This is a genomic window from Mycobacterium sp. NPDC004974, assembly GCF_053600815.1.
Map to the genome: position 1 here is coordinate 148,809 of NZ_JBSGAQ010000001.1, position 11,419 is coordinate 160,227.

13 protein-coding genes are annotated in these 11,419 nt (G+C 67.6%); 7 read left to right on the top strand and 6 right to left on the bottom strand.

Features of this window, described 5'->3' with window-relative positions:
* Positions 1–24: 24 nt before the first annotated feature.
* Positions 25–699 carry an HU family DNA-binding protein gene (locus ACWEFV_RS00755; protein ID WP_450068719.1) on the top strand — a complete coding sequence of 225 codons (675 nt, stop codon included), beginning with the start codon at positions 25–27 and terminating at the stop codon, positions 697–699.
* A gap of 62 nt (positions 700–761) precedes the next feature.
* Here ACWEFV_RS00755 and mutT1 read toward each other — a convergent pair whose 3' ends face one another.
* Genes mutT1 through cofC form a run of 3 tightly spaced genes read right to left on the bottom strand, consistent with a single transcriptional unit; the run spans position 762 to position 4,641 of the window.
* Positions 762–1,700: an 8-oxo-(d)GTP phosphatase MutT1 gene (gene mutT1 / locus ACWEFV_RS00760; RefSeq protein WP_450068720.1), complete on the bottom strand. Its 939-nt coding sequence runs from the start codon at positions 1,698–1,700 to the stop codon at positions 762–764.
* A gap of 42 nt (positions 1,701–1,742) precedes the next feature.
* Positions 1,743–3,950 carry an RNA degradosome polyphosphate kinase gene (locus tag ACWEFV_RS00765; RefSeq protein ID WP_450068721.1) on the bottom strand — a complete coding sequence of 736 codons (2,208 nt, stop codon included), beginning with the start codon at positions 3,948–3,950 and terminating at the stop codon, positions 1,743–1,745.
* Positions 3,951–3,972: 22 nt separating this feature from the next.
* Positions 3,973–4,641 (bottom strand): 2-phospho-L-lactate guanylyltransferase, encoded by a 669-nt coding sequence (gene cofC / locus ACWEFV_RS00770; protein ID WP_135453587.1) that lies wholly within the window; start codon positions 4,639–4,641, stop codon positions 3,973–3,975.
* Between the two features lie 82 nt (positions 4,642–4,723).
* Here cofC and ACWEFV_RS00775 point away from each other — a divergent pair, with 82 nt between their 5' ends.
* From ACWEFV_RS00775 to ACWEFV_RS00785, 3 genes are all read left to right on the top strand, one after another.
* Positions 4,724–5,704 (top strand): NAD(P)H-dependent glycerol-3-phosphate dehydrogenase, encoded by a 981-nt coding sequence (locus ACWEFV_RS00775; RefSeq protein WP_135459956.1) that lies wholly within the window; start codon positions 4,724–4,726, stop codon positions 5,702–5,704.
* Positions 5,705–5,733: 29 nt separating this feature from the next.
* A complete protein-coding gene (locus tag ACWEFV_RS00780) occupies positions 5,734–6,840 on the top strand; it encodes a cystathionine gamma-lyase (RefSeq protein ID WP_450068722.1) in 1,107 nt (368 codons plus the stop codon).
* 62 nt (positions 6,841–6,902) lie between these two features.
* On the top strand, positions 6,903–8,024 hold the full coding sequence (locus ACWEFV_RS00785; protein WP_450068723.1) for a D-alanine--D-alanine ligase family protein: 1,122 nt from the start codon (positions 6,903–6,905) through the stop codon (positions 8,022–8,024).
* Positions 8,025–8,052: 28 nt separating this feature from the next.
* Here the strand turns inward: ACWEFV_RS00785 and ACWEFV_RS00790 are convergent, their stop codons facing one another.
* Together ACWEFV_RS00790 and ACWEFV_RS00795 are read right to left on the bottom strand one after the other, a co-directional pair.
* The gene (locus ACWEFV_RS00790) at positions 8,053–8,631 is read right to left on the bottom strand and encodes a DUF3515 domain-containing protein (protein ID WP_450068724.1); all 579 of its coding nucleotides are present in this window, start codon (positions 8,629–8,631) and stop codon (positions 8,053–8,055) included.
* Between the two features lie 10 nt (positions 8,632–8,641).
* Positions 8,642–8,884, bottom strand: coding sequence for an Lrp/AsnC ligand binding domain-containing protein (locus tag ACWEFV_RS00795; protein ID WP_450068725.1), 243 nt, complete (start codon positions 8,882–8,884; stop codon positions 8,642–8,644).
* Positions 8,885–8,990: 106 nt separating this feature from the next.
* On the opposite strand from ACWEFV_RS00795, the gene ACWEFV_RS00800 reads away from it, so the two are divergent.
* The 3 genes from ACWEFV_RS00800 to ACWEFV_RS00810 are packed head-to-tail and all read left to right on the top strand — an operon-like array spanning position 8,991 to position 11,060.
* The gene (locus ACWEFV_RS00800) at positions 8,991–9,983 is read left to right on the top strand and encodes a thiamine-phosphate kinase (protein WP_450068726.1); all 993 of its coding nucleotides are present in this window, start codon (positions 8,991–8,993) and stop codon (positions 9,981–9,983) included.
* 51 nt (positions 9,984–10,034) lie between these two features.
* Positions 10,035–10,745: a uracil-DNA glycosylase gene (locus tag ACWEFV_RS00805; protein ID WP_450069244.1), complete on the top strand. Its 711-nt coding sequence runs from the start codon at positions 10,035–10,037 to the stop codon at positions 10,743–10,745.
* A gap of 12 nt (positions 10,746–10,757) precedes the next feature.
* A complete protein-coding gene (locus ACWEFV_RS00810) occupies positions 10,758–11,060 on the top strand; it encodes a hypothetical protein (protein WP_450068727.1) in 303 nt (100 codons plus the stop codon).
* 102 nt (positions 11,061–11,162) lie between these two features.
* Here ACWEFV_RS00810 and rpmB read toward each other — a convergent pair whose 3' ends face one another.
* Positions 11,163–11,357, bottom strand: a complete 195-nt coding sequence (gene rpmB / locus ACWEFV_RS00815; RefSeq protein WP_135453593.1) for a 50S ribosomal protein L28 — start codon at positions 11,355–11,357, stop codon at positions 11,163–11,165.
* Positions 11,358–11,419 lie beyond the last annotated feature (62 nt).

Here is an 11,419-nt window from a genome sequence, read left to right on the forward strand (position 1 = left end):
GACCACTGGTTTCGGAGGTTTTGGATGAACAAAGCGGAGCTCATCGACGTACTCACAACCAAACTGGGCACCGATCGTCGGCAGGCTACCGCCGCGGTGGAGAACGTTGTGGACACCATCGTCCGCGCGGTGCACAAGGGCGACAGCGTCACGATCACCGGCTTCGGTGTCTTCGAGCAGCGCCGCCGCGCTGCCCGTGTGGCGCGCAACCCGCGCACCGGCGAGACGGTGAAGGTCAAGCCCACCTCGGTGCCGGCTTTCCGTCCGGGCGCTCAGTTCAAGGCGGTTGTCTCTGGGGCACAGCGCCTCCCGTCTGAAGGTCCGGCGGTCAAGCGTGGCGTCACCGCAGGCCCGGTCAAGCGCGCCGCCGCCAAGAAGGTGGCCACCAGGGCAGTGGCCAAGAAGGCCGCCACCAAGGCAGTCAAGAAGGCTGCGGTCAAGGCCGTTGTGAAGAAGGCTGCGGCCAAGGCACCCGCCAAGAAGGTGGCTGCCAAGAAGGCCCCGGCCGCCAAGAAGGTCGCTGCCAAGAAGGCCCCGGCCGCCAAGAAGGCCGCGACCAAGGCGCCCGCCAAGAAGGCCGCGACCAAGGCACCCGCCAAGAAGGCCGCGACCAAGGCACCCGCCAAGAAGGCCGCGACCAAGGCACCCGCCAAGAAGGTGGCTGCCAAGAAGGCACCGGCCAAGAAGGGCCGCAAGTAATTACGGTAAAGGCACGTCGTGAGCCGTAGGTGAGCTCACGACGTGTCTTTTCTCGTGTGTAACTAGCCGCCGGCGGGCAGGGGACTGCCGAGGTGGTCTGCAGCGACCAGTCGGCCGTCCGTCATCGACAGCACCCAGGTGCTGCCCTTGCGGTTTCCGGTGGTCTGCGGGCGCACCTGTGAGCGCGAGCACCACCACGAGATGAGATCGGGAATCACCTTGCCCTGTGTGCAGATCACCGGGGTCCCGGCCCGGGCCGCGAGTTCGAGCACACGATTGCGGCCGGCCTTGTGGTCGGAGTTGTACGCTTCCTCGGTCAGCGTCGGCTCATTGTGAATGTCCACCCCGAGCTCCTGGGCCAACGGCTCCAGGGTCTGGTGGCAGCGCAGCCGATCGGCCGCGTAAAGCGTTGTGGCACCGAATGCCAGTAGTTGGGCGACCAGGGCTTCGGCCTGTGCCCGCCCCTTCTTGTCCAGCGGACGCTTGCGGTCGTCGCCCTTGAATCGGGATCGCCGGCCGGCCACACCGTGCCGCACGATGAGTACCGTCTTGGTATCCGGCGGCTGTTTTGCAAAGCGGCGCAATACTTTTCGGTCATGCGGGTAGATCAGCTGATCCATCGCGGATTCCACCGGCAGCCAGATGAGCTTGTCCACCTCATCGTTGGGGGTGAAGTCGCCGCCGGTCGCGCGCGCAGCCCAGTACCAAACCCGTTTGGTTCCCTGCGGAATGTCATACGAGATCGAGCCGAGCCGGCGCCCGAGCTGCGCGGTGTAGCCGGTCTCCTCGTGAACCTCGCGCACCGCGGCCACCGGATCGGTTTCGTTGAACTCGACCTTTCCCTTGGGCAGGGACCAATCGTCGTACCGTGGACGGTGGATGACGGCCACCTCGGGCACGGCAGTGCCCGCGGCGTCCTCGCCGCTGCGCCACAACACGGCGCCTGCTGCGGGCACCAGCTTGTTGCCCGGCTGCGCTGCTGTCGTGCTGTCGTTCGACACCTCAACTCCTGCAGGTCATTCACCGGCCCGGGCCAGGTGGGATCAGGGGTGCCGGTGACGTTCCATCAGTGACACCTGGTGGTCGCGAACTGTCTGCCCCTCCTGGGGCAGCGCCGTCCAGTGACCATCGTGTCGTAACTCCCAGCACCGGGTGGCCGGATCCATCGCGGACTCGAACACCTCGTTGAGTTGCGCCATCAGCCTCGGATCCTTGACCTGAGCCATCACTTCGACACGGCGGTCGAGATTACGATGCATCATGTCGGCACTGCCGATCCAGAACTCATTGATGGCGCGGAAGTGAATAATCCGCGAGTGCTCGAGGAAGCGCCCCAGGATCGAGCGCACCCTGATGTTGTCGGAGTACCCGGGCACGCCTGGGCGTAGGGCGCAGATGCCCCGCACCACGATCTCGACCGGGATCCCGGCCTGCGACGCCCGGTACAGCGCATCGATCACCTGCTCGTCCACCAGTGCGTTTGCCTTCAACCGGATTCCGGTCGTGGCTCCCTCATGATGGGCGGCGATCTCACGGTCGATGCGTTCGATGATGCCCTTGCGCACACCGCGCGGAGCCACCAGCAGGTTGCGGTAGGCGTCTTTGCGTGAGTAGCCGGTCAGTGAATTGAACAGATCGGTCAGGTCGGCGCCGATGTCGGGATCGGCGGTGAGCAACCCGACGTCTTCATACAGCCGCGCGGTTTTCGGGTTGTAGTTGCCGGTGCCGATGTGGCAGTAGCGCCGGATGGTCGACCCCTCACGGCGCACCACAAGGCAGGTCTTGCAGTGGGTCTTGAGGCCGATCAACCCGTAGACCACGTGCACTCCGGCTTGTTCGAGTGCTCTGGCCCACTTGATGTTGGCCTGTTCGTCGAAGCGCGCCTTGATCTCGACGAGCGCGACCACCTGCTTGCCTGCCTCGGCGGCGTCGATCAGTGCGTTGACGATCGGCGAGTCACCGGATGTGCGGTAGAGCGTCTGTTTGATCGCCAGCACGTTGGGGTCGGCGGCGGCCTGCTCGATGAAGCGTTGCACGGTGGTGGAGAACGAGTCATAGGGATGATGTACCAGCACATCCCCGTCGCGCAGCGTCGAGAAAATGCTCTTGGGCGTCTCACGTTCGCCGAATGCCGGTGGGGTGGCGGGCACGAACGGCCGGTCCTTGAGCGCGGGCCGGTCCACGGCATAGATCTGCCACAGCGCGGACAGATCCAGCAGCCCGGGCACCTCGATAACGTCGCCGGGCGCCACATCCAGTTCCCGCAACAGCAGTTCGAGCATGCTCTCGGTCATGTCGTCGGACACTTCCAACCGCACCGGCGAGCCGAATCTGCGGCGCGCCAGCTCGCGTTCGAGCGCCTGCAGCAGATCCTCGTCGCGATCCTCTTCGACTTCGAAGTCGGCGTTGCGAGTGATCCGGAACGCGTGGTGCTCGACGATCTCCAGGCCGGGGAACAACACCGGCAGGAACGCCGCGATGAGTTCCTCCATGGGCAGGAACCGCACCACGGTCGATCCATCGGTGGGGGCGCTCAGTTCCACGAAGCGGCCGACGTTGTCGGGCACCTTGATCCTGGCGAAGTGTTGCCCGCCGTCCTCGGGATGCTTGACGGTAATTGCCAGGTTCAGGCTCAGCCCGCTCACGAACGGGAACGGGTGGGCCGGGTCCACCGCGAGCGGGGTGAGCACCGGGAACACCTGCTCGTGGAAGTAGGTGGAGAGCTTGGCGCGTTCGGTTTCGTCGAGCTGGGCCCAGTTGACGATGATGATGCCCTCTTCGGCGAGCGCCGGGCGGACCGAGCTGAGGAACACGTTGGCGTGCCGGTTGGCGATCTGCTGGGTGCGTTCGTTGATACGGCGCAGCTGTTCACGCGGGGACAGACCATCGGCCGAGCGCACCGAAAGCCCCATCTCGTCGCGCCGTTTCAGCCCGGCCACCCGCACCATGTAGAACTCGTCGAGATTGGACGCGAAGATCGCCAGGAACTTCGCCCGCTCGAGCAACGGCAGTGACGGGTCGGCCGCCAGCGCCAGTACCCGGGCGTTGAAGTCCAGCCAGCTCAGCTCGCGGTTGAGGTACCGGTCTTCGGGCAGTGCGTTGTCCACTGCCGGCCAGGTCGCAGCCGGTGGGACTTCCGGTGTTGCCGGCTCGACGGACTGCCCCGATGCGGCTGCGGTGTTATCCCGATGGGAGTGCTCCGCCCGGGTCGCAGGCTCGGCTTCGGTGGCTTCGCTCATTCGTCCGATCATTCCCTATCTGGTGGGGTCGCGGCTACCTGCTGGCATGCCTACCGAGGGTGTGCGTGGTTGCGGTACCGACGCCGAGGCGTCGCGCGGTCTGAAGATCGTCGGGTGTGTCGATGTCGCAGCGCAGACCGGGCCACGCGCCGGTGAGTTCGATCGCGCCGGAGTGTCGATGGCGCGCAGCCGAATCGGATCCGAAGCGCGGAGCCAGCGAAGTGCCGAACGCGAACAGCGCCGAGGTACCGGTGCCGTGCCGGTCACCGACGAAGCTGCGTTGATAACCGCGGGCCATGGCCAGGGCCTCGGCCAACTCCTGGGGCTGCAGGGCAGGCAGATCTCCTTGGAGAACAACGATATTCGGGGCGGTGGAGCGAAGTTCGGCCTCGGCCGCGGTGATGGCGTTGTTGAGTGGGTCACGATGACCGGGCGGTGTCGGGTCCATCAACACCCCGGCCCCGAGCTGCCTGGCCGCGTCGGCCGCGGTGTCGTCGGGGGTGACGACTGTTACCGGGGCGATGGAGGACGCGGCGGTGATGGTGTCGACGAGCATCGCCAGCACCACGGCCTCGCGGGTAGCCGCGGAGAAGATGGGCGCCAGCCGGGTTTTGGCGGCCGACAGCCGCTTCACCGCGATCACGAGGGTGACGTCAGCGGCCTGCGGTGCTGCTGCGGCGTTGTCGCTTCGGGAGCCGCTCATGGGTTCATCCTGCCAGCCCCGCTGGTGTCGGTGAGTGGTGCAGCCGCCGGGATAGGGTGAGCGGGTGGTAGAGGCTGCGGTGATGGGTGCCGGTGCGTGGGGGACGGCGCTGGCCAAGGTGCTGGCGGACGCGGGCAATCCGGTGACGATGTGGGCCCGGCGACCCGAGGTTGCCGACGAGATCAACACCGACCATCGCAACAGTCGGTACCTCGGCGACGTCGTGCTGCCCTCGACGATCCGGGCCACCACCGATCCGGCCGAGGCATTGACCGGGGCCTGCACGGTGCTGCTCGGAGTTCCGGCGCAGCAGCTGCGGGCGAACCTCGAAGGCTGGAAGCATCTGATCGGTGACGACGTGACGCTGGTGAGCCTGGCCAAGGGCATCGAGCTCGGCACGCTCATGCGGATGAGCCAGGTCATCGTCCAGGTGACCGGCGCCGATCCGTCCCGGGTCGCGGTGGTGACCGGGCCGAACCTGGCCAGCGAGATCGCCGACGAGCAGCCCGCAGCCACCGTTGTCGCATGCAGCGACTCCGGACGCGCGGTCACGCTCCAGCGCGCACTGGCCACCGGATACTTCCGGCCCTATACCAACGCCGACGTGGTCGGCGCCGAGGTGGGCGGGGCCTGCAAGAACGTCATCGCGCTCGCCTGCGGCATGGCGGTCGGAGTCGGCTTGGGGGAGAACACCGTGGCCGCCATCATCACCCGCGGCCTGGCCGAGGTCATGCGGCTGGGCATCGCGCTGGGCGCCACCCCCGCCACGCTGGCCGGGCTGGCCGGCGTAGGCGACCTGGTAGCTACGTGTACCTCCGGACATTCCCGCAACCGCACCTTCGGCGAGCGACTCGGCAAGGGCGGCACCATGGAATCAGCGCTGATCGCGGCAGGTGGACATGTGGCCGAGGGAGTGACCTCGTGTGAATCGGTGTTGGCACTGGCATCCAGCTACGGCGTCGAGATGCCGTTGACCGACGCCGTTCATAGGGTGTGTCACAAGGGATTGTCGGTTCACGAGGCAGTCGCAGGCTTGTTGGGGCGCAGTACCAAACCGGAGTAACGGCCTCCGGACGCGAGGAGGTAACAGGTATGGACGGCTTGTACGGGGATTCCACCCGGAGCGTCAAAGCCGTTGGTCTGGAATCGATTCCGGGACAGCCGGTGGCCCCGATCCCGGTACCGGCGTCGACGTACCATCTCTCGCCCGACGAAACCGAACCACTGGACAGCTACGGGCGCAGCTCCAACCCGTCATGGCGACAACTGGAATCAGCACTCGCCGAACTGGAAGGGGCCGGCGCCGCGCTCACGTTCGGGTCCGGCATGGCCGCGATCACCTCGGCTCTGCGGGTGCTCGCCAAACCCGGAACCACGCTGGTCGTGCCGGCCGACGGCTACTATCAGGTCCGCCGGTACGCGGCAGAATACCTTGCCCCGCAAGGGATCACAGTGATCGAGGCGAATGTCGCCGATATCTGCGAGGCGGCCGCTCGCGCTGACGTGGTGCTTGCCGAGACTCCGGCCAACCCCGGGCTCGACGTCGTCGACCTGCACCGGCTGGCGATGACCTGCCGTGCCCGCGGCGCCACTCTCGTCGTCGACAACACCACCGCCACACCGCTGGGCCAACAACCGCTTTCGCTCGGTGCCGACCTCGTGGTGGCCAGCGCCACCAAATCACTGTCGGGACACAGCGATCTGGTGGCCGGCTACGTCGCGGGCAGCCAGCCCGAGCTGATGGCCGCGGTAGAGCGGGACCGGCTGCTGGCCGGGCCGATCCTGGGCGCGTTCGAGGCCTGGCTGGTGTTACGCAGCCTCGGCAGTGCCGGCCTGCGCTTCGAGCGGCAGTGCCAGAACGCCGCAGCCCTGGCGATGATGCTGCGCAACCATTCGGCGGTGCGCTCGGTCCGGTACCCAGGGCTGCCCGAAGATCCGGCCCACGAGCTGGCGGCGACCCAGATGAAGCGGTTTGGCGGACTGGTGTCGATCGAGCTGGCCGACGCTGCCGCAGTCCATGCCCTGGTGGAACGCAGCGCCCTGCTCATCTCGTCGACCAGCTTCGGCGGCATTCACACCTCGGTCGACCGCCGGGCCCGCTGGGGTGACCCGGTACCTGCCGGGTTCGCCCGCATCTCGGCCGGGATCGAGGACACCGAAGACCTGATCTCCGACGTGGAGCAGGCGTTACCGGGGTGAAAGCCCCAGGTCGGGATGCGCCGGAAGGCAGGGACCGACCGGGACGGTAGCCTCTCTAGGTTGTGACAGGCCGCAATCAGACCGGATCCCGCACCCGCGTCGCCGTCGTCTACGGCGGGCGTAGCTCGGAGCACGCGATCTCCTGCGTATCGGCAGGCAGCATTCTGCGCAATCTCGACCCAGAGCGGTTCGAGGTGGTCGCCGTCGGGATCACCCCCGATGGCTCCTGGATGTTGACCGACGGACGCCCCGAGACGCTCGCGATCACGGACGGTCAGCTGCCCGAGGTCACCGAGACGTCCGGTACCGAGCTGGCGCTGCCTGCCGCCCCCAACCGCAGCGGCCAGCTGCTGGCGCTGAGCAACGGACCCGGTGAGCTGCTGGCCGCCGTCGACGTGGTCTTCCCGGTGCTGCACGGCCCCTACGGCGAGGACGGCACCATCCAGGGACTGCTGGAGCTGGCCGGGATTCCCTACGTGGGCTCAGGTGTGCTGTCCAGCGCTGCCGGCATGGACAAGGAGTTCACCAAGAAGCTGCTCGTCGCCGAGGGTCTGCCGATCGGCGACTTCGTGGTGCTGCGTGCCAACGCCCCCACCCTCGATCTGGAGCAGCGGGAACGCCTCGGCCTGCCGGTGTTCGTCAAGCCCGCCCGCGGTGGCTCCTCGATCGGCGTGAGCCGGGTCGCGGCGTGGGACGAGCTGCCCGCGGCGATCGAGCTCGCGCGCCGCCACGACCCGAAGGTCATCGTCGAGGCCGCAGTCCCGGGGCGCGAACTGGAATGTGGTGTGCTCGAGTTCCCCGACGGCAGCATCGAAGCCAGCACGGTCGGCGAGATCCGGGTGGCCGGAGTGCGCGGACGCGAGGACGGCTTCTACGACTTCGCCACCAAATACCTTGTCGATGCAGCCGAGTTGGATGTGCCCGCCAAGGTCGACGATGACGTCTCCGAGGAGGTCCGCCGGCTGGCCGTGCGCGCCTTCGCCGCGATCGACTGCCAGGGGCTGGCTCGCGTCGACTTCTTCCTCACCGACGACGGGCCCGTGATCAACGAGATCAACACCATGCCGGGGTTCACCACCATCTCGATGTTCCCGCGGATGTGGGCGGCCAGCGGCGTCGACTACCCGACCTTGCTGACGGCGATGGTCGAGACCGCGCTCGCGCGCGGCACCGGCCTGCGCTGAGCCGCGCACGCGAGGAGCGAAAAACGCTTCAGCGCACCGCACCCGGTGCCGGCTCCTGGGCCGGCATCGTGCGGGCGACCTGTCCGGAGATCTGCTGAATGGGGGTCGGTCCCGAGCCGGCCGGCAGGGTCAACGCGACGTACACCGGGCGGTCGACCGCGTACCAGGTGCTGCGGCCCTGATCGTCGGCCTCGTTAGCCGGGCCCGCCACGCCCGTGTCTGTAACCCGGAACCATTGGACCTCGTCGACCACCTGCAGTGGCGTGCCCACGACGAAATCAGTCGGGCGTTCGAGCCCGCACCGCAGGACGACCGGCTCGGTGTCCGGCTCGGCGCGCCAGGCCGCGGTGGCAGGAGGCGTCGGATCGACGGTCGGGGCGCGCCGGAAATCACCGAGCTGCTCGGGCAGCGCGTTCAGCAGGTCGTGGCACTGCTGGCTGTCGGCCTGGGGTGCCGGTATCGCCGGGATGGCGACGGGTTGCTGGTCGGGGGATTGCTGCCGTGACGCCGCGATCCCGAGGACGGTGATCAGCACCGAGACTGCGACGACGACCGCCGCGATGAGTAAGGCGCGGGGCGGTCCATCGACGGCGTGTGAGTCGGTCACACCACCAACTCTATGGCCGGCCGGCGTTTGCGATCGGGCAGGTCAAGGTCCGGGTGATTCCGGGTACCTGTTGCACGGCGGGCACCACATCGGACTGGAGCAGCGCCAAGGTGTCGGCACTGATGCGCAACACCACGTCGTAGGGCCCGGTCACATACTCCGCGGACACCACGCCCGGCAGGCTGGCGAGCTGTTTGGCGACGACTTCGGCGCGGCCCACCTCGGTCTGGATCAGCACGTAAGCCTCCACCACCGGCTGTCTCCTCCATCTCGCTGCATAAACTGCTGGCCGCAGGCACCAAACTTACCGCAGGTCGGGTTCGGGTTCAGGACGCGGCAGCCGACCGGCAGGAGGCCATATGACCGACGAGACCATCGGCGATGATTCCGGTGACGACAACGACGACACTCTGGCAGGAGCCGGGGAATTCGTCGTCATCGACCGCTTGGTGGCCGGACGTACACAAGCCGACGCGGTGACGCTGGGCCCGGGTGATGACGCGGCCGTGGTGGCAGTGGCCGACGGCCGCACCGTGGTGTCCACCGACATGCTGGTGCAGGACCGCCATTTCCGGCTGGATTGGTCGACGCCGCACGACATCGGCCGCAAGGCGATCGCCCAGAACGCCGCCGATATCGAAGCCATGGGCGGCCGGAGTACCGCCTTCGTGGTGGCGTTCGGCGCACCGTCGGACACCTCCGTCACCGCCGCCGCGGAATTGGCCGACGGTCTGTGGGACGAGGCGCGCCGGCTGGGCGCCAGCATCGCCGGGGGAGACCTGGTGAGGGCACCACAGTGGGTGATATCGGTCACGGTTCTCGGGGATCTCGGCGGCCGGGAACCGGTGTGTCGCAGCGGTGCCCGGGTCGGCGACACCGTGGCAGTGGCAGGCGAACTGGGTCGCTCCGCGGCCGGATATGCACTCCTGCACCGTGGCATAGAAGGGCAGGCCGGGTTCTCCGAATTGCGGCAGCGGCACCTGACCCCGCAGCCCCCTTACGGGCAGGGAGCACGGGCGGCCGACGCCGGTGCCACCTCGATGACCGATGTGTCCGACGGCCTCCTTGCCGATCTGGGACACATCGCGACGGCCTCCGCGGTCGGCATCGACGTGGACCGCAGCCTTCTCGACGGCGATCGGCAGGAGGTCGCCGAGGCCGCCGCGGCAGTGGGTGCGGATCCGTGGGAATGGGTGCTCGGCGGAGGTGAGGACCACGCGCTGGCAGCGACATTCCCGGGTGCACTTCCGCCTGGCTGGCGGGCCATCGGGCGGGTGCTCGAAGGCCCGGCCGTGGTGCTCGTCGACGGCGCGCCGTGGGCGGGTAATGCGGGATGGCAATCGTTTGACTGAGCGCTCACGCTAAGTTGGCTTTCCGTGACTGCGGACGCGAGGAGCGAGACGGTGGGGGCGGATGCGACGAGCGATTCAACAGGTGCACGCCCCCTGAATGAACTTCTCGAGGACGGCTGGGCCCGCGCGCTGGAGCCGGTGGGAGCGCACGTCGCGCAGATGGGGCAGTTCCTCCGCGACGAACTGGCCGCGGGCAGGCGCTATCTGCCAGCAGGCCAGAATGTTCTGCGCGCCTTCACGTTCCCGTTCGAGCAGGTGCGCGTGCTGATCGTCGGTCAGGACCCGTACCCGACGCCGGGGCATGCCGTCGGCCTCAGTTTCTCGGTCGGTGCCGACGTGCGTCCGCTGCCGCGCAGTCTGTCGAACATCTTCACCGAGTACTCCGAGGATCTCGGCCATCCGAAGCCGGCCAACGGTGATCTCACGCCGTGGGCACAACAAGGCGTGATGCTGCTCAACAGGGTGCTGACGGTTTCCCCGGGCACTCCGGCCTCGCACCGCGGCAAGGGCTGGGAAGCGGTGACGGAGTGCGCGATCCGGGCGCTGGTGGCGCGCGAGCAACCTATGGTGGCGGTGCTGTGGGGCCGTGATGCGTCGACGCTGAAACCGCTGCTGGCCGAAGGCGACTGCGCGACGATCGAATCGCCGCATCCCTCGCCGTTGTCGGCGTCGCGCGGATTCTTCGGGTCGCGTCCGTTCAGCCGGGCCAACGAACTGCTGCAGCAGAAAGGCGCCGACCCGATCGACTGGCGGTTGCCCTGAGACGATCAGGGCATGGGAACCGCAGGCGGGGCGGGGATCGCGGGCGGCGCCGGGATCGGCGGGGGTGACGGGATCTCCGGTGAGGGAATCTGGATGGTCATGTCCCCACCGCCTCCGGTCGCGGGGCCGGGCATCTCCGCCGACGGCGATGCCGGGCCGGGCGATACCGGGGATTCGATGACGGTGGTCTCGGTGTGGGTCACCGGAGCCTCGGTCGTCGAAGGGGTCTCCGAAGTGGTCTTGTTGTCGTCGGAGGCGGTACCGCCACACGCGGTCAGCATCGAGCCGACCGCGATGGCGGCAGCAAACGCATAAAGCGATTTATGTGATGCAGGGCATAAGGTCATGACGGCAGGAAATACCCCGCCGTCACCTCAGCTAAACAAGATGGTCGCGCACCCGATCAGGCGTGCGACGTCAGCCGCGCGAGACCTTGCCGGCCTTGATGCAGGAGGTGCAGGCGTTCACGCGCTGCTTGTTGCCACCCGGACGCGCAACGGTACGCACCGACTGGATGTTCGGATCCCAGCGCCGGCTGGTCCGCCGATGCGAGTGCGACACCGACTTGCCGAAGCCTGGGGCCTTTCCGCAGATATCGCACACGGCAGCCATATCAACAACTCCTTGAAATCAGTACTTGGGGGGTCTGGGCCCGCTCGCCGCAAAACGGCGGG

Bases quoted from the DNA above. Each gene is read 5' to 3' on its own strand.
- ACWEFV_RS00765 (WP_450068721.1), bottom strand. From the start codon at position 3,950: ATGATCGGACGAATGAGCGAAGCCACCGAAGCCGAGCCTGCGACCCGG.
- ACWEFV_RS00810 (WP_450068727.1), top strand. From the start codon at position 10,758: ATGGGAACCGCAGGCGGGGCGGGGATCGCGGGCGGCGCCGGGATCGGC.
- ACWEFV_RS00775 (WP_135459956.1), top strand. From the start codon at position 4,724: ATGGGTGCCGGTGCGTGGGGGACGGCGCTGGCCAAGGTGCTGGCGGAC.
- ACWEFV_RS00780 (WP_450068722.1), top strand. From the start codon at position 5,734: ATGGACGGCTTGTACGGGGATTCCACCCGGAGCGTCAAAGCCGTTGGT.
- rpmB (WP_135453593.1), bottom strand. From the start codon at position 11,357: ATGGCTGCCGTGTGCGATATCTGCGGAAAGGCCCCAGGCTTCGGCAAG.
- ACWEFV_RS00755 (WP_450068719.1), top strand. From the start codon at position 25: ATGAACAAAGCGGAGCTCATCGACGTACTCACAACCAAACTGGGCACC.
- ACWEFV_RS00800 (WP_450068726.1), top strand. From the start codon at position 8,991: ATGACCGACGAGACCATCGGCGATGATTCCGGTGACGACAACGACGAC.
- cofC (WP_135453587.1), bottom strand. From the start codon at position 4,641: ATGAGCGGCTCCCGAAGCGACAACGCCGCAGCAGCACCGCAGGCCGCT.